This window comes from Nonomuraea harbinensis (assembly GCF_019396385.1).
Lineage (GTDB): Bacteria > Actinomycetota > Actinomycetes > Streptosporangiales > Streptosporangiaceae > Nonomuraea > Nonomuraea ferruginea.
Map to the genome: position 1 here is coordinate 53,561 of NZ_JAHKRN010000035.1, position 16,830 is coordinate 70,390.

Here is a 16,830-nt window from a genome sequence, read left to right on the forward strand (position 1 = left end):
CCCGGCCACTTGCAGGACGGCGCTCGCACGCCCCAGGTGTTAGCGCTCACAACTCAGAAAGGACACCCCCCACGTGTTGAAGAGGATCTCGATGCTGGTCGTCGCCGGGCTCGCCGCGGCGACCCTGGCGGGATGCGGCTCCGAAAGCGGCGGCGGCTCCGAAGCGGGAGGAGGCGGCGGCGACGACGCGATCGTCATGGGCTTCTCCCAGGTCGGCGCGGAGAGCGGCTGGCGGACCGCGAACACCAAGTCCGTCCAGGACTCGGCCAAGGAAGCCGGCATCACGCTCAAGTTCTCCGACGCCCAGCAGAAGCAGGAGAACCAGATCAAGGCGATCCGCTCCTACATCCAGCAGAAGGTGGACGTCATCGCCTTCTCGCCGGTCGTCGAGTCCGGCTGGGACACCGTGCTCAAGGAGGCCCAGGGCGCCAACATCCCGGTCATCCTGACCGACCGGGCCGTCGACTCGGCGGACACCTCCCTGTACAAGACCTTCCTCGGCTCCGACTTCGTCGAGGAGGGCAAGAAGGCCGGCCAGTGGCTGGTGGAGGAGTACAAGGACGCCTCCGACACCGTCAACATCGTCGAGCTGCAGGGCACGACCGGCTCGGCCCCGGCCAACGACCGCAAGTCGGGCTTCGCCGAGGTCATCGGCGCCGACCCCAAGTTCAAGATCATCGCTTCGCAGACCGGCGACTTCACCAGGGCCAAGGGCAAGGAGGTCATGGAGGCCTTCCTGAAGGCGCATCCGGACATCGACGTGCTCTACGCGCACAATGACGACATGGGCCTGGGTGCGATCGAGGCGATCGAGGGCGCGGGCAAGGTGCCCGGCAAGGACATCAAGATCATCACGGTCGACGCCGTCAAGGACGGGATGCAGGCGCTCGCCGACGGGAAGATCAACTACATCGTGGAGTGCTCGCCGCTGCTCGGCCCGCAGCTGATGGACCTGGCCAAGAAGGTCGTCGCCGGCGAGAGCGTACCCGCCCGCGTGGTGACGGAGGAGACCACCTTCACCCAGGAGCAGGCCAAGGAGGCCCTGCCCAGCCGGCAGTACTGATCGCTGACGACCGGGCCGGCCGCGTGGCCGGCCCGGTCGGGAAGGGAGGGGGCGCCGGATGGACGCACCCGCGCCGATCCTGCGGATGAGCGGGATCGGCAAAGAGTTCCCGGGCGTGCGCGCCCTCGACCGCGTGGACCTGCGGCTGCTGCCCGGCGAGGTGCACGCGCTCATGGGCGAGAACGGCGCGGGCAAGTCCACCCTGATCAAGGTGCTGACCGGCGTGCACACCGCCGACGAGGGCGCCGTCGAGCTGGCCGGGAAACCCGTCGCCTTCGGCAGCCCGCTGGAGGCCAGGCAGGCCGGGATCAGCACCGTCTACCAGGAGGTCAACCTCTGCACGAACCTGTCGGTGGCCGAGAACATCCTCATCGGCCGCGAGCCGCGCCGCTTCGGGCGCATCGACTGGCAGCGGATGCGGGCCCGCGCCCGGGAGTTGCTGGCGCGGATGGACCTGGACCTGGACGTCTCGGCGCCGCTGTCGTCGTACTCGCTGGCCATCCAGCAGATGGTGGCCATCGCCCGCGCGCTCGACGTCGAGGCCCGCGTGCTCATCCTGGACGAGCCCACCTCCAGCCTCGACGCCGACGAGGTGGGCCAGCTCTTCCAGGTGATGCGCAGGCTCAAGGACGAGGGCATCGCCATCCTGTTCGTCACGCACTTCCTGGACCAGGTGTACGAGATCTCCGACCGGATGACGATCCTGCGCAACGGGCGGCTGGTGGGGGAGTACCTCACCCGCGAGCTCAGCCAGGTCGAGCTGGTCGCCAAGATGATCGGCCAGGAGCTGGAGGCGCTCGACAAGCTGCACGGCGAGGCGAGGAGCTTCGCCACGCCGCTGGTCGAGGCCCGCGATCTGGGCCGGCCGGGCGCGATCGAGCCGTTCACGCTGACCATCCACGAGGGCCAGGTGGTCGGGCTCGCCGGGCTGCTCGGCTCCGGCCGCACCGAGGTGGCCCGGCTGCTGTTCGGCGCCGACCACGCCGCCGGGCAGCTCTCGATCGGCGGCGAGCCGGTCACACTGCGCACGCCCAGGGCCGCGATGGGCCACAAGATCGCCTTCTGCTCGGAGAACCGCAAGCGCGACGGCCTCATCGAGGACCTCACCGTCCGCGAGAACATCGTCCTCGCCCTCCAGGCCACCCGCGGCTGGACCAGGCCGGTGCCCCGCGAGCAGCAGGACGAGCTGGTGGACAAGTACGTCAAGGCGCTGCGGATCAGCCCGCCCAACCCGGAGATCCCGGTGCGCAATCTCAGCGGCGGCAACCAGCAGAAGGTGCTGCTGGCCCGCTGGCTGATCCTGGAGCCGCGGCTGCTCATCCTCGACGAGCCCACCCGCGGCATCGACGTGGGCGCCAAGACGGAGATCCAGCGGCTGGTCGCCGAGCTGTCCGGCGGCGGCGTGGCGGTGCTGTTCATCTCCGCCGAGCTGGAGGAGGTGCTCAGGCTCAGCCACAAGGTCGCGGTGCTGCGCGACCGCCGGATGATCGCCGAGCTGCCCAACGACGACGAGCTGACCAAGGACGTGATCATGGAGACCATCGCGAGCGGAGGCAGGACCTGATGCGCCGTCTGCTCTGGCCGATCCTGGTCCTGGCCGCGCTGTTACTGGTCAACCTGATCTTCACGCCGGGCTTCTTCTCCATCCAGCTCCGCGAGGGCCACCTGTACGGGAGCCTCATCGACATCCTGCGGTTCGGCGCGCCGCTGATCCTGGTGTCGCTGGGCATGACGCTGGTCATCGCGACCGGCGGCATCGACCTGTCGGTCGGCTCGATCGTGGCCATCTCGGGGGCGCTCGCCTGCCTGCAGATCAGCCAGGACCAGGGCCTGTTCGCGGCCGTGGCGCTGGCACTCGGCCTGTGCACGCTGCTCGGCGCCTGGAACGGGTTCCTGGTCGCGGCGGTCGGCATCCAGCCGATCATCGCCACCCTGATCCTCATGGTGGCCGGGCGCGGCCTGGCCCAGCTCATCACCGACGGGCAGATCATCACCGTCAACGACCCCGCCTTCAAGCTCATCGGCGGCGGCTACCTGCTGACGGTGCCGTTCGGGATCCTCATCGTGATCGCCGTGCTGGCGATCACCGTGTTCCTCACCCGGCGGCTGGCCCTCGGCATGCTCATCGAGTCGGTCGGCGGCAACGCGGAGGCGAGCAGGCTGGCCGGCATCAGGGCGCGCGGGATCATCGTCATGGTGTACGCGTTCGCCGCCCTGTGCGCTGGCGTGGCCGGCCTCATGATCAGCTCGAACGTGTCCAGCGCCGACGGCAACAACGCCGGCCTGTGGATCGAGCTGGACGCCATCCTGGCCGTGGTGATCGGCGGCACGTCGCTGGCCGGCGGCCGGTTCTCGCTCGGCGGCACGGTGATCGGCGCGCTGATCATCCAGACGCTGACCACCACGATCTACTCCATCGGCGTGCCGCCGGAGACCACGCTGCTGTTCAAGGCGCTCGTGGTGACCGCGGTCTGCCTGATCCAGTCGCAGGCCTTCCGCGACAAGGTGTTCCACCGGCGCGGCCGGGCCGCTCCACCCCGCCCCGTGACCGAGGAGAAAGTACGGGTGAGCACATGACGACGCTCAGCCTCGGCGGGGGCAGGACGATCCCCGCCAAGTACGTGCCGGTGCTGGTGACGGCCTGCCTGTTCGTCGCCATGTTCGTGGCGGGCGGCATCCGCTACGAGGGGTTCGCCACCGGGCAGATCGTGCTGAACGTCTTCATCGACAACGCCTTCCTGCTGATCGTGGCGGTCGGGATGACGTTCGTGATCCTCACCGGCGGCATCGACCTGTCGGTGGGCTCGGTGGTGGCGCTGTCGACGATGATCGCGGCGAGCCTGATGACCGGGCCGGGCTGGCCGCCGTACGTGGTGGTGCCGCTGGTGCTGCTCGTCGGCTCGGCCCTGGGACTGGTGATGGGCTACCTGATCCACGCCTTCGACATCCAGCCGTTCATCGTCACGCTGGCCGGGATGTTCCTGGCCAGAGGGCTCTGCTACACGATCGGCACCGAGTCCATCCCGATCACCGACCCCACGTTCACCGCGTTCGCGCAGACCAGGATCGACCTAATCGCCGACATGTGGATCTCGCCGAGTGTGATCATCGCGGCGGTGGTGGTGCTGGTGGCCGCGTACGTGCTGCACTACACGCGGCTGGGCCGGGCGGTCTACGCCACCGGCGGCAGCGAGCAGTCGGCGCTGCTCATGGGCCTGCCCGTGGGCCGTACGAAGGTGGCGGTCTACACGATCTCCGGCTTCTGCTCGGCGCTCGGCGGCGTGGTGCTGTCGTTCTACATGCTCTCCGGGTACGGGCTGCACGCGGTCGGCATGGAACTGGACGCGATCGCGGCGGTGGTCATCGGCGGCACCCTGCTCACGGGCGGAACCGGTTTCCTTCTGGGCACCGTGCTGGGTGTGCTGGTGCTCGGCCTCATCCAGACCGTCCTCAGCTTCGAGGGCACGCTGAGCTCCTGGTGGACCAAGATCGTCATCGGCATGCTGCTGTTCGCCTTCATCCTGCTGCAGCGGTTGTTCTCGGCCAGAACACGGTCCTGACCTGCGAGGAGCGTGCATGTGAACGTTACCAGGAGGTTACGCTCAGATGTTGACACCATGGTTGTTAGCGATAACAATCCTGGTCAACGGATGCGAGTTTTGTTCTGGTTCATCCCCCCTTGTGGTGAACCGTTTCGTTCATAGGCAGCCTTGGCTACTCGCGCTGCCGTGATCTTTCAAGCGAGGAGACACACACGATGAGGTTGGGACGGATCGGGGGCGTGGTCACCGCGATCGCGCTCGCCGCCACCATGACGGCCTGCGGCTCCAGCCAGAAGACCGTCGACGCCGAGGCGTCCTCCGGCGCGGCCGACGGCAACGCCGGCGCGCTGGTCGGCGTCACCATGCCGACCAAGTCGTCGGAGCGGTGGATCCACGACGGCGACAACGTCAAGAAGCAGCTTGAGGCGCTCGGCTACCAGGTCGACCTGCAGTACGCCGAGAACGACATCCCCACCCAGGCGAACCAGATCGAGAACCAGATCACCAAGGGCGCCAAGCTCCTGATCGTGGCCTCGATCGACGGCACGGCGCTCACCTCCCAGCTCCAGCAGGCGGCGGACAACAGCATCCCGGTCATCGCCTACGACCGGCTGATCCGTAACAGCCCGAACGTCGACTACTACGCCACCTTCGACAACTTCAAGGTCGGCGTCCAGCAGGCCACCTCCCTGCTCCAGGGCCTCGGCGTGGACAAGGGCGAGAAGGGCCCGTTCAACGTCGAGCTGTTCGGCGGCTCGCCCGACGACAACAACGCCACGTTCTTCTGGAACGGCGCCATGTCGATCCTCCAGCCGAAGATCGACGACGGCACGCTCGTGGTGAAGAGCGGCCAGACGGACTTCAAGACCGCCGCGATCCTCCGCTGGGACCCGGCCACCGCGCAGCGGCGCATGGAGGACATCCTCACCAAGACCTACACCGGCGACACCAAGGTCGACGGCGTGCTCTCCCCGTACGACGGACTGTCCATCGGCATCCTGTCGGCGCTCAAGAGCAGCGGCTACGGCACCAGCGGCCAGCCCTACCCGGTCGTGACCGGCCAGGACGCCGAGCTCGCCTCGGTCAAGTCGATCATCGCCGACGAGCAGTACTCGACGATCTTCAAGGACACCCGCAAGCTCGCCGAGACCACGGTCAAGATGGCCGACGCCGTGCTCAAGGGCCAGAAGCCCGAGGTGAACAACGAGAAGGACTACGACAACGGCAACAAGGTCGTTCCCTCGTACCTGCTCGACCCGGTGATCGTCGACAAGACCAACTACGAAGAGATCATCATCGGCGGCGACTACTACACCGAGGACCAGCTCAAGTAGGCGCCGGTGCTCCGGGGGACGGCCCGTCCCCTGGAGCCCCTGACCGAGGGGCTTCGACCATGACCGATCACATTCTGCGGATGACCGGGATCACCAAGACGTTTCCCGGCGTCAAGGCGCTCCAGGACGTCAACCTGTCCGTGCGGCGCGGCGAGATCCACGCCATCTGCGGCGAGAACGGCGCCGGCAAGTCGACGCTGATGAAGGTGCTGTCCGGCGTCTACCCGCACGGCACGTACGAGGGAGACATCCACTTCGACGGGGAGCGGTGCGCGTTCGGCGGCATCCGCGACAGCGAGCACGCCGGCATCGTCATCATCCACCAGGAGCTGGCGCTCAGCCCGCAGCTGTCGATCGCCGAGAACGTCTTCCTCGGCAACGAGCGCGCCAAGCGCGGCGTCATCGACTGGAACCGCACCAACTATGAGGCCGGCCTGCTGATGAAGCGGGTGGGCCTGCGGGAGAACCCGACCACCGTCGTCTCCGACATCGGCGTCGGCAAGCAGCAGCTCGTGGAGATCGCCAAGGCGCTGTCGAAGGAGGTGAAGCTGCTCATCCTCGACGAGCCCACCGCGGCGCTCAACGACGACGACTCCGCGCACCTGCTCGACCTGCTGCGCGGGCTGCGCGACGAGGGCATCACCTGCGTGATCATCTCCCACAAGCTGAACGAGGTCACCGCGATCGCCGACTCCGTCACGATCATCCGCGACGGCCGCACCATCGAGACGCTCGACATGGCCGCCGACGAGGTGACCGAGGACCGGATCATCTCCGGGATGGTCGGCCGCGCCCTCGACAACCGCTTCCCCCCGCACGAGCCGAAGATCGGCGAGGAGGCGCTGCGCATCGAGGACTGGACCGTCCACAGCCCCAGCCAGCCCGGCCGCAAGGTCGTCGACGGCGCCTCGCTCACCCTGCGCCGCGGGGAGATCGTCGGACTGGCCGGCCTCATGGGCGCCGGGCGCACCGAGCTGGCGATGAGCGTCTTCGGCCGCACGTACGGGATCAACATCTCCGGCAAGATCTTCAAGAACGGCCGGCCGGTCGAGATCCGCACCGTGCAGGACGCGATCAGGCACGGCCTGGCCTACGCCACCGAGGACCGCAAGCGGTACGGGCTCAACCTCATCGAGGACATCAAGCGCAACGTCTCCGCCGCCGGCCTGAGCGGGCTGTCGCGGCGCGGCTGGGTGAACGAGCACGAGGAGTACGCGGTCGCCGAGCGCTTCCACAAGAGCATGAACATCAAGGCGCCCAGCGTGTCGAGCGTCGTCGGCAAGCTGAGCGGCGGCAACCAGCAGAAGGTCGTGCTCTCCAAGTGGATCCTCACCGAGCCCGACGTGCTCATCCTCGACGAGCCCACCCGGGGCATCGACGTCGGCGCCAAGTACGAGATCTACACGATCATCAACCGGCTGGCCGACGAGGGCAAGGCGGTGCTGGTGATCTCCTCGGAGCTGCCGGAGCTGCTGGGCCTGTGCGACCGCGTCTACGCGCTCTCCGAGGGGCGCATCACCGGTGAGCTGCCCCGGGGGGAAGCCACGCAGGAACGCCTCATGCAACTGATGACCCAAGCAACGACCACGGGACAGGAGTAGGTCCAGATGAGCAGCACCACGCCCGCCGCCGTGGCGGCCGGCGCCACGGGCGGCGAACCGGAAGAGCCGAAGCGGCCCGGCCGCGTCTCTCTGGGCGGACTCTCGCTCAACCTGCGGTCGAGCGGCATCTACATCGCGTTCGCGCTGATCGTCGCGCTGTTCTCGGTCCTCACCGACGGCGCGCTCCTCACGCCGCAGAACATCTCGAACATCATCGTCCAGAACTCCTACATCCTGATCCTCGCCATCGGGATGATCCTGGTCATCATCGCCGGGCACATCGACCTGTCGGTCGGCTCGGTGGTGGCGGTCACCGGCGCGATCTCGGCCGTGCTCATGGTCAACATGGGCGTGCCTTGGCCGCTGGCCCTGCTGATCACGGTCGCGGCGGGCGCCCTCATCGGGGCCTGGCAGGGCTACTGGGTGGCCTACTTCGGCATCCCGGCGTTCATCGTGACGCTGGCGGGCATGCTGCTGTTCCGCGCGCTCACCCTGACCGTGCTCGGCAACCAGGGCATCGGCCCGTTCCCCGACCAGGTCCGCACCCTGGCCAACGGGTTCACCAGCGGCTATCTCGGCAACGTCGGGCTCGGCCCGCTGGGCGGCGCCGACCTGTTCAGCCTGCTGGTCGCGCTGGTCGCCATCGCGGGCATGGTCGTCTCGCAGTGGCGCACCCGGACGGCGAGGGCGGGTTACGGGCAGGCCGTGGAGCCGTTCGCGGTGTTCGTGGTCAAGATGGCCGCGGGGGCCGCGCTCATCCTGTTCCTGGTCGTGCAGCTCGCCCGGTTCAAGAACCTGCCCTGGGTGCTGGTGCTGCTCGCGGTGCTGGTGCTGGGCTACTCGCTGCTGGCCAACAAGACCGTGTTCGGCCGGCAGATCTACGCGATCGGCGGCAACCTGCAGGCCGCGGTCATGTCCGGCGTCAAGGTCAAGAAGGTCGTCTTCTGGATCTTCGTCAACATGGGCGTGCTGGCGGCCATCGCCGGCGTCATCTTCGCCGGCCGGCTCAACCAGGCGGGACCCACCGCGGGCAACATGTTCGAGCTCGACGCGATCGCCGCGGCCTTCATCGGCGGCGCGGCCGTCCAGGGCGGCGTCGGCAAGGTGGTCGGGGCCATCACCGGCGGTCTCATCATGGCCGTGATCAACAACGGCATGTCCCTGATCGGCTCGCCGAGTGAGCGGGTCATGCTCGTCAAGGGGCTCGTGCTGCTGGCCGCCGTCGCCTTCGACGTGTGGACCAAGCGCCGCGCGGGCGCCGCCGCCTGATCGTCCGCCCGCTCGTCCGCCCGCTCGTCCGTACCGCTGGAAAGGAGAGACCGTGGTAGCGCCATCCAAGCGCCGCCCTCCGGTGATGGCCGACGTGGCCAGGGAGGCCGGCGTGTCGCACCAGACGGTCTCCCGGGTGCTCAACGACCATCCCAACGTCCGGCCCGACACCAGGGCCCGGGTGGAGGAGGCGATCACCAGGCTCGGCTACCGCCGCAACCTGGCCGCCCGCGCCCTGGTCACCAAGCGGTCGCGGATGCTCGGCGTGGTCAGCTTCGACACCACGCTCTACGGACCGGCCAGCACGATCTACGGCATCGAGCAGGCGGCCAGGACGGCCGGCTACTTCGTGAGCATCGTGAGCCTGAAGACGCTCGACGTCGACAGCGTCCGCGACGCCATCGACTACCTGTCCGAGCAGGGCGTGGACGGGGTCGTGGTGGTGGCGCCGCGGCGCTCGGCGGGCCCGGCGCTGGAGAGCCTGCCGTCGGGCACCCCGGCGGTGGCGGTCGAGGGCACCCTGCGCGGCGACGTCTCGGTGGTCTGCATCGACCAGGCCGAGGGCGCCAGGCTCGCCACCCGGCACCTGCTGGAGCTGGGTCACCGGACCGTCCACCACGTCACCGGCCCGCCCGACTGGCTGGAGACCGAGGGGCGGCTGGAGGGCTGGCGGGCCGCGCTGGAGGAGGCGGGCCGGCCGGTGCCCGAGCCGCTGCCCGGCGACTGGAGCCCGCACGCCGGCTACGCGGCCGGCCGGAGCCTGGCCGCGATGGACGGCGTCACCGCCGTCTTCGCGGCCAACGACCAGATGGCGCTGGGCGTGCTGCGCGCGCTCTCCGAGGAAGGAGTGAAGGTACCCGACCAGATCAGCGTCGTGGGCTTCGACGACATCCCCGAGTCGGCGTTCTTCTCGCCCCCGCTCACCACGGTCAGGCAGGACTTCGACCAGGTGGGCAGGCACTGCATCGAGGTGCTGCTCCGGCAGCTCGACGCGGGGGCGGGCACGTGTGAGCGCCTCGTCGTGCCGCCCGGTTTCGTCGTCAGGTCCAGCACGGCTGCCGCCGCGCGGGTGCCGTGATATATGCCGTGTTATATCGCAAGGCCCCGTACGAATCCCCTGGAGATCAGTGTGAACGCTAACAAGTTCGTGGTCGGAGTGGACTTCGGCACGCTGTCCGGGCGTGCCGTCGTCGTCCGCGTGTCCGACGGCGCTGAGCTCGGCAGCGCCGTCCACGAGTACGCGCACGGCGTCATCGAGCGGGAGCTGCCCGGCTCCGGCGTGCGGCTCGGCCCCGACTGGGCGCTGCAGTCGCCGCAGGACTGGATCGACGTGCTCCGCGTGGCCGTGCCCGGCGCCCTCGCCGCGGCGGGCGTCCAGGCCGACGACGTGATCGGCATCGGCACCGACTTCACCGCTTGCACCGTGCTGCCCGCCACCGCCGACGGCACCCCCCTCTGCTTCCACACCCCCGAACGGCCGCACGCCTGGCCCAAGCTGTGGAAGCACCACGCCGCCCAGGCGCACGCCGACCGGATCAACGAGCTGGCGGCCCGGCGCGGGGAGAGCTGGCTGCCCCGGTACGGCGGCAAGATCTCCTCCGAGTGGGAGTTCGCCAAGGCGCTGCAGGTCCTGGAGGAGGACCCGGAGACGTACGCCGCGGCCGACCGGTGGATCGAGGCCGCCGACTGGATCATCTGGCAGCTCACCGGGGTGGAGAGCCGCAACATCTGCACCGCCGGATACAAGGGGATTTTTCAGGATGACGGCTACCCGTCCGAAGAGTTCCTCGCCGAGCTGAACCCCGGCTTCTCCGGCTTCGCCGCCAAGCTCGCCACCGGACAGGTCGGCGAGAAGACCGGCGGCGTCACGCTCGCCCCGCTCGGCGGCCTCGCCGGCCCCCTGTCCGCCGAGGCGGCCGCCTGGACCGGCCTGCCCGAGGGCATCGCCGTCGCCGTGGGCAACGTCGACGCGCACGTCACCGCGGCCGCCGCCGACGCCGTCAGGCCCGGCCAGATGGTCGCCATCATGGGCACCTCCACCTGCCACATCATGCCCAGCGACCGGCTCGCCGAGGTGCCCGGCATGTGCGGCGTCGTACGCGACGGCATCGTGCCCGGCCTGTGGGGGTACGAGGCCGGCCAGTCGGCCGTGGGCGACATCTTCGCCTGGTTCGCCGACGCCCACGTCCCCGCCGGGTACGCGGAGGCGGCGGCGGCCCAGGGCATGAACGCGCACGAGTACCTGACCTCGCTGGCCGAGAAGCAGGCCGTCGGACAGCACGGCCTGGTCGCGCTCGACTGGTTCGGCGGCAACCGCTCCGTGCTCGTGGACCACAACCTGTCCGGCGTCATCGTCGGCCAGACCCTCGCCACCCGGCCCGAGGACGTCTACCGGGCGCTCATCGAGTCCACCGCGTTCGGCGCCCGCATGATCGTGGAGACCTTCGAGCAGGCCGGAGTCCCGGTCGAGGAGTTCGTCGTGGCCGGCGGCCTGCTGAAGAACCGCTTCCTCATGCAGGTCTACGCCGACGTGCTGCGCCGCCCGCTGTCGGCCATCGGCTCCGACCAGGGCCCGGCTCTCGGCTCGGCCATCCACGCCGCCGTCGCGGCCGGGGTCTACGCCGACATCGAGAAGGCCGCCGCCGCCATGGGCAAGCGCACCGAGGCCGCGTACCTGCCCGACCCGACCAGGGCCGACGCCTACGACCGGCTGTACGCCGAATACCGCAACCTGCACGACCACTTCGGAGACGGACGCATGCTGCACACCCTGCGCGCCATCAGGAACGAGGCCGCCTCATGAGGACCACGGTCGCCTCCCTGCACGCGGAACTGGTCCGCTACGGCCTCGTCGCCTGGACCGCCGGGAACGTCTCCGGCCGCGTCCCCGGCGAGGACCTGTTCGTCATCAAGCCCTCCGGCGTCTCCTACGACGAGCTGACCCCGGAGAGCATGGTCGTCTGCGACCTCGACGGCAACCTCGTCGAGGGCGACCACGCGCCGTCCAGCGACACCGCCGCGCACGCGTACGTCTACCGCCACATGCCGCACGTCGGCGGCGTCGTGCACACCCACTCCACCTACGCCTCGGCGTGGGCGGCCAGGGGCGAGCCGATCCCGTGCGTCCTGACCGCGATGGCCGACGAGTTCGGCGGCGACATCCCGGTGGGACCGTTCGCGCTGATCGGCGACGACTCCATCGGCCAGGGCATCGTGGCCACGCTCGACGGCCACCGCTCGCCCGCGGTGCTCATGCGGAACCACGGCGTCTTCACCATCGGCAAGGACCCCAAGGCGGCGGTGAAGGCGGCCGTGATGTGCGAGGACGTCGCCCGCACCGTCCACGTCGCCAGGCAGCTCGGCGAGCCTCTGCCGATCAAGCCGGAGCACATCGACCGCCTGTACGACCGCTACCAGAACGTCTACGGACAGAGGAGTCCACGTTGAACATCTGGTTTCTGACCGGCAGCCAGGGGCTGTACGGGGAAGACACGCTGCGGCAGGTGGCCGAGCAGTCGCGGCGCATCGCCGAGGCGCTGCCGGTGCCCGTGCAGTGGAAGCCGGTCCTGACCGACGCGGCCGCCATCCGGCGCGTGATGCTGGAGGCGAACGCTGACGACACCTGCGCCGGCGTGATCGCGTGGATGCACACGTTCTCCCCGGCGAAGATGTGGATCGCCGGCCTGGACGCGCTCCGCAAGCCGCTGCTCCACCTGCACACGCAGGCCAACGTGGAGCTGCCGTGGGCGAGCATCGACATGGACTTCATGAACCTCAACCAGGCCGCGCACGGCGACCGCGAGTTCGGGTACGCCCAGACCCGGCTCGGGGTGGCCCGCAAGACCGTGGCCGGGCACGTCAGCGACCCGGCCGTGGCCGAGCGCGTGCTGTCCTGGGTGCGCGCCGCCTCCGGCCTGGCCGAGCTGCGCACGCTCAAGCTGGCCAGGTTCGGCGACAACATGCGCGACGTGGCCGTCACCGAGGGCGACAAGGTCGAGGCCCAGCTGCGCTTCGGCGTCTCGGTCAACACCTACGGGGTGAACGACCTGGTCGAGGCCGTCGACGCGGCCGCCGACGCCGACGTCGACAAGCTGATCAAGGAGTACGAGGAGCTCTACCGGGTGGCGCCCGAGCTGCTCGGCGAACGGCGCGAGTCGCTGCGCTACGCGGCCAGGATCGAGCTGGGCCTGCGCCACTTCCTGGAGAGCGGCGGCTTCAAGGCGTTCACCACCAACTTCGAGGACCTCGGCGGGCTGCGCCAGCTACCCGGCCTGGCGGTGCAGCGGCTCATGGCCGACGGCTACGGCTTCGGCGGCGAGGGCGACTGGAAGACGTCCGTGCTGCTGCGCACCCTCAAGGCGATGGCGCCCGGCGGCACCTCGTTCATGGAGGACTACACCTACCACCTGACGCCGGGCGAGGAGCTCATCCTCGGCGCCCACATGCTGGAGGTCTGCCCCACGATCGCCTCCGGCACCCCGTCGTGCGAGATCCACCCGCTGGGCATCGGCGGCCGGGAGGACCCGGTCCGGCTCGTGTTCGACGCCACGCCCGGGCCGGGCGTCGTGGTCGGCCTGGCGGACATGGGGGACCGGTTCCGGCTGGTGGCCAACGAGATCGACCTGGTCGCGCCGCCGCAGCCGCTGCCCGCGCTGCCGGTCGCCCGCGCGGTCTGGCAGCCCCGCCCGAACCTGCGCACCTCGGCCGAGGCCTGGCTCACCGCCGGCGCCCCGCACCACACGGTGCTGTCCACGGCCGTCGGGGTCGAGGAGCTGACGGACCTGTCCGAGATGCTCGGCGTCGAACTCCTCGTCATCGACGCCGGCACCACCCCGCGCCAGTTCGCCAAGGAGATCCGCTGGAACCAGGCGTACTACCGCCTGGCCCAGGGGTTCTGACGTCTTTTATTGCGGCCACCGCTTCCCGGGGCGGTGGCCGCGTCAGGCTGATCCCGTCCGCTCCGGGGCCGCCCGTGCCTCGGGGGCCGGGCGGCCGGGGAGCAGGGGGGCCGCCGCCAGGATCACGACGACCATCGTGAGGGCGAACCAGAAGACGCCGCGCAGCCCGCTTCGCGGATCGCCCGCCGTCTGCACGATGAGCGTGACCACCGCGATGCCCAGCGCCGCGCCGAGCTGGTTCAGCATGTACAGCACGGCGCTGCCCTGCGGGATCAGCGGCGCGGGCAGCAGCCGGTAGAGCGAGCCCATCGTCGGAGCGCCGACGAAGCCCAGCCCGAGCCCCATGGCGCAGCCCGCGAGCACCGGCCACGCCCACCCGGTCTCGGGACCGACCCGGGTGAAGGCCAGCCCGCTGAGCGCCGCCACCGCCGCGCCGCCCAGCGCCAGGCCGCGCGCGCCGAGCCGGTCCGACAGCCGCCCGGCCAGCGGCATCGCCACCGCGGCGCCCGCGCCGACCGGCGCCACCAGCAGCCCGGCGGCCAGCGCGCCCACCCCGTGCACCTGCCGGAAGAACAGCGGCAGCGCGAACAGGGTGGCGAACGTGGCCAGCCCGACCAGCCCCATGACCACCACGGCGGCGCTGAAGGAGCGCCGGGCGAACAGCCGCGGGTCGATCAGCGGCTGTCCACGGCGCGCGTGGAGGCCGTACCCCGCCAGCAGGGCCGTGCCTGCCGTGAGCGGGACGAGCACCTGCCACACCCCGAACGCGGCCTGCTCGGCGGCCTGCGACAGCGCGAGCACGAGCGCCGCGAACCCGGGCGCGAGCAGCACCACGCCGGTCACGTCCAGCCGGGTACGCCGCCCCGCCGGCGGGTCGTCGGCCGGGATCACCCGTAGCGCCAGCAGGTAGGCCACCATCCCGACCGGCACGTTCAGCAGGAACATCCACTGCCAGGAGAACGCCTGCAGCAGCGCGCCGCCGGCCAGCGGCCCGAGCACCGGACCCAGCGACAGCACCACGCCCATCAGCCCCATCACCTGCCCTGCCCGCCGCGGTCCCGCCGCGCGGGCGAGCAGCACGAGCACCAGCGGGTCGAGCACTCCCGCGCCCAGCCCCTGGACCGCACGGAAGGCGATGAGAGCGCCGGTGTCCCAGGCCAGCCCCGCGCCGAGCGACCCGGCGAGGAACACCAGCAGCCCGAACAGCCACAGCCGCCGCGCGCCGAACCGCTCGACGGCCCACGAGGTGACCGGGATGGCGGCGGTCACGGCCAGCAGGAACCCGGTCGACACCCAGCCGACCGCGCTGAGCGACGTGCCGAACGCGGCGGCCAGCGTGTCGATCCCGACGGCGACCATCGTGCTGTTGAGAATGCCGAGCATCCCGCCCAGCAGGACGACCGCGACCAATCGCGACAAATTTGAACTCATCGGTTCAATCTAACAGCCTAGTCAGTAACACTGAACCCCTGAGTTCAGTACGCACCTAGAATGACGTCATGCCCACCACCCGTGGCCGCATCGACAAGCGGCAGGCCATCCTCGACGCCGCGATCACCGTCTTCGCCCGTCGCGGCTACGACCAGGCCTGCGTCCAGGAGATCGCCGACGAGGCCGGGGTCGCCAAGCCCACCGTCTACAACCACCTCACCGACAAGGCCACCCTGTTCCGCGAGGCGATGACGGCCGCCGCCGGCACCGCCGTCGCCCGCCACCTGGCCACCCTGGACCGCCTCACCGACCCCGGCGACGACCTCCGCCCGGTCCTCCGGGAGGTGGCGCTCGACCTGCTCCGCTGCCACTGCGACGACCGCTCCCGCGCCGTCCGCCGCCTCCTCCACGCCGAGCTGGCCCGCTTCCCCGACCTGCTCTCCCTCGTACGAGGCCCCTCCGGCCACCGCGTCACCGAAGCCCTCGCCGACCGCCTCGCCCGCCTGACCCTCGCAGGCCGCCTGCGCCCGGCCGACCCCTCGACGGCGGCCGAGCAGCTCCTCGCCCTCCTCACCGGCCCCGCCGACCTGCACTGGCCCCTGGAAACCCCCTCGGACGACGACCTCATCCGGATCACCGACGCGGCCGTGGACACTTTCCTCCGCGCCTTCGCCCCCGGCCCGCCGAGTCAGGACTCGCGGGCGGCCGGGCCGATCCAGCGGCGGTAGGCGTCCGGGTCGACGTTGCCGCCGCACACGATGGTGGCCACGTGCCGGCCGGCGAAGCGGTCACGGTCTTCGAGGATCGCTGCGATGCCGAGCGCGGCCGACGGTTCGACGACGAGGCCGGCATGGTCGAGGAGCAGCCGCATGCCGGCGATGATCGACGTCTCCTGGACGAGGACGGCGTCGTCGGCGACCTGGAGGAGGTCGTCCAGGACGGCCGCGATCGGCAGCCGGCCGGCGACGCCGTCGGCGATGGTGTCGGTCGTCTCGGTGGTGACGACGCGCCGCTGACGCCAGGAGAGAGTCATCGCCGGGGCGCCCGCGGGCTGGACGCAGATCACCTCGACGCCGGGCGCCAGCGCCTTCACCACGTGGCCCACGCCGGTGGCCAGCGCCCCGCCGCCGAGGGCGATCAGCACGGCGTCGAACGACGGCGCGGCGCCGGCCAGCTCCAGGCCGATGGTCGCCGCGCCCTCGCAGGTCTCGATGTCCAGGCTGTCTTCGACCAGCCGGACGCCCTCGTACCGCGCGATGTCCGCCGCCCGCTCACGAGCCAGGTCGAAGTCACCGTCCACCAGCTCCAGCCTGGCGTCCAGCGCGCGGATCCGATCAAGCTTGGCGGCGGGCGCGAAGCGGGACGCCACGACGGTGACGTCCAACCCCCGGCCGCGACCGGACCAGGCGAGGGCCTGGCCGAGGTTGCCCGCGCTGGCGCACACCACGGCTCGCGAGCCGCTCGCGGCGAGCGCGCTCGTCACGAGTTCGGTGCCGCGGGCCTTGAAGCTCCGGACAGGGTTCGCCGTTTCGAGCTTGACGCTCACCGCGCACCCGAGGCCGGGCTCCAGCGCCTCGCAGCGGTAGAGCGGAGTGTCGAGGAAGATCGGGTCGATCATCTCGCGGGCCGCCCGGATCCGGGCGGTGTCGAGGCGCGTCTCAGGCATGGCACAGCAGCGTAGCGCCGCCGGAG

General features: G+C 70.4%; 14 protein-coding genes. 12 read left to right on the plus strand and 2 right to left on the minus strand.

Annotation, left to right across the window (positions count from 1 at the left end; genetic code table 11):
* Nucleotides 1–73: 73 nt before the first annotated feature.
* The 11 genes from KME79_RS30045 (at nucleotide 74) to araA (ending at nucleotide 13,707) form a co-directional block, all read left to right on the plus strand.
* A complete protein-coding gene (locus KME79_RS30045) occupies nucleotides 74–1,063 on the plus strand; it encodes an ABC transporter substrate-binding protein (protein ID WP_219547821.1) in 990 nt (329 codons plus the stop codon).
* Nucleotides 1,064–1,121: 58 nt separating this feature from the next.
* Complete coding sequence (locus KME79_RS30050; RefSeq protein WP_148030072.1) at nucleotides 1,122–2,627, plus strand: sugar ABC transporter ATP-binding protein; 1,506 nt, start codon at nucleotides 1,122–1,124, stop codon at nucleotides 2,625–2,627.
* Entirely contained in the window at nucleotides 2,627–3,640 is a 1,014-nt protein-coding gene (locus KME79_RS30055) for an ABC transporter permease (RefSeq protein ID WP_219547823.1), read from the plus strand. The genes KME79_RS30050 and KME79_RS30055 overlap by 1 nt, the downstream gene beginning before the upstream one ends.
* Nucleotides 3,637–4,623: a galactofuranose ABC transporter, permease protein YjfF gene (gene yjfF, locus KME79_RS30060; RefSeq protein WP_219547825.1), complete on the plus strand. Its 987-nt coding sequence runs from the start codon at nucleotides 3,637–3,639 to the stop codon at nucleotides 4,621–4,623. The genes KME79_RS30055 and yjfF overlap by 4 nt, the downstream gene beginning before the upstream one ends.
* 197 nt (nucleotides 4,624–4,820) lie before the next feature.
* Nucleotides 4,821–5,939, plus strand: a complete 1,119-nt coding sequence (gene chvE, locus KME79_RS30065) for a multiple monosaccharide ABC transporter substrate-binding protein (protein WP_246640663.1) — start codon at nucleotides 4,821–4,823, stop codon at nucleotides 5,937–5,939.
* Between the two features lie 59 nt (nucleotides 5,940–5,998).
* Complete coding sequence (gene mmsA, locus KME79_RS30070; protein ID WP_219547827.1) at nucleotides 5,999–7,540, plus strand: multiple monosaccharide ABC transporter ATP-binding protein; 1,542 nt, start codon at nucleotides 5,999–6,001, stop codon at nucleotides 7,538–7,540.
* 6 nt (nucleotides 7,541–7,546) lie between these two features.
* Nucleotides 7,547–8,809, plus strand: a complete 1,263-nt coding sequence (gene mmsB / locus KME79_RS30075; protein ID WP_219547829.1) for a multiple monosaccharide ABC transporter permease — start codon at nucleotides 7,547–7,549, stop codon at nucleotides 8,807–8,809.
* A gap of 85 nt (nucleotides 8,810–8,894) precedes the next feature.
* Nucleotides 8,895–9,887, plus strand: coding sequence for a LacI family DNA-binding transcriptional regulator (locus KME79_RS30080; protein WP_148034375.1), 993 nt, complete (start codon nucleotides 8,895–8,897; stop codon nucleotides 9,885–9,887).
* Nucleotides 9,888–9,938: 51 nt separating this feature from the next.
* Nucleotides 9,939–11,612 carry a ribulokinase gene (gene araB / locus KME79_RS30085; RefSeq protein ID WP_372452494.1) on the plus strand — a complete coding sequence of 558 codons (1,674 nt, stop codon included), beginning with the start codon at nucleotides 9,939–9,941 and terminating at the stop codon, nucleotides 11,610–11,612.
* Nucleotides 11,609–12,256, plus strand: coding sequence for an L-ribulose-5-phosphate 4-epimerase (locus KME79_RS30090; protein ID WP_148030078.1), 648 nt, complete (start codon nucleotides 11,609–11,611; stop codon nucleotides 12,254–12,256). Before araB ends, KME79_RS30090 begins: the two co-directional genes overlap by 4 nt.
* Nucleotides 12,253–13,707, plus strand: a complete 1,455-nt coding sequence (gene araA / locus KME79_RS30095) for an L-arabinose isomerase (RefSeq protein ID WP_219547831.1) — start codon at nucleotides 12,253–12,255, stop codon at nucleotides 13,705–13,707. Before KME79_RS30090 ends, araA begins: the two co-directional genes overlap by 4 nt.
* Nucleotides 13,708–13,749: 42 nt before the next feature.
* Here araA and KME79_RS30100 read toward each other — a convergent pair whose 3' ends face one another.
* The gene (locus KME79_RS30100) at nucleotides 13,750–15,126 is read right to left on the minus strand and encodes a DHA2 family efflux MFS transporter permease subunit (RefSeq protein ID WP_246640664.1); all 1,377 of its coding nucleotides are present in this window, start codon (nucleotides 15,124–15,126) and stop codon (nucleotides 13,750–13,752) included.
* 80 nt (nucleotides 15,127–15,206) lie between these two features.
* Between KME79_RS30100 and KME79_RS30105 the strand changes: the two genes are divergently transcribed.
* Entirely contained in the window at nucleotides 15,207–15,866 is a 660-nt protein-coding gene (locus KME79_RS30105) for a TetR/AcrR family transcriptional regulator (RefSeq protein ID WP_219547834.1), read from the plus strand.
* Here KME79_RS30105 and KME79_RS30110 read toward each other — a convergent pair.
* A complete protein-coding gene (locus tag KME79_RS30110) occupies nucleotides 15,827–16,804 on the minus strand; it encodes a threonine ammonia-lyase (protein WP_219547836.1) in 978 nt (325 codons plus the stop codon). The two genes, KME79_RS30105 and KME79_RS30110, sit on opposite strands and share 40 nt — an antisense overlap.
* Nucleotides 16,805–16,830: the final 26 nt, after the last annotated feature.

Excerpts from the sequence above, each read along its gene's own strand:
- KME79_RS30050 (WP_148030072.1), top strand. The coding sequence starts at position 1,122 with ATGGACGCACCCGCGCCGATCCTGCGGATGAGCGGGATCGGCAAAGAG.
- KME79_RS30055 (WP_219547823.1), top strand. The coding sequence starts at position 2,627 with ATGCGCCGTCTGCTCTGGCCGATCCTGGTCCTGGCCGCGCTGTTACTG.
- yjfF (WP_219547825.1), top strand. The coding sequence starts at position 3,637 with ATGACGACGCTCAGCCTCGGCGGGGGCAGGACGATCCCCGCCAAGTAC.
- chvE (WP_246640663.1), top strand. The coding sequence starts at position 4,821 with ATGAGGTTGGGACGGATCGGGGGCGTGGTCACCGCGATCGCGCTCGCC.
- mmsA (WP_219547827.1), top strand. The coding sequence starts at position 5,999 with ATGACCGATCACATTCTGCGGATGACCGGGATCACCAAGACGTTTCCC.
- mmsB (WP_219547829.1), top strand. The coding sequence starts at position 7,547 with ATGAGCAGCACCACGCCCGCCGCCGTGGCGGCCGGCGCCACGGGCGGC.
- KME79_RS30080 (WP_148034375.1), top strand. The coding sequence starts at position 8,895 with ATGGCCGACGTGGCCAGGGAGGCCGGCGTGTCGCACCAGACGGTCTCC.
- KME79_RS30090 (WP_148030078.1), top strand. The coding sequence starts at position 11,609 with ATGAGGACCACGGTCGCCTCCCTGCACGCGGAACTGGTCCGCTACGGC.
- KME79_RS30105 (WP_219547834.1), top strand. The coding sequence starts at position 15,207 with ATGCCCACCACCCGTGGCCGCATCGACAAGCGGCAGGCCATCCTCGAC.
- KME79_RS30110 (WP_219547836.1), bottom strand. The coding sequence starts at position 16,804 with ATGCCTGAGACGCGCCTCGACACCGCCCGGATCCGGGCGGCCCGCGAG.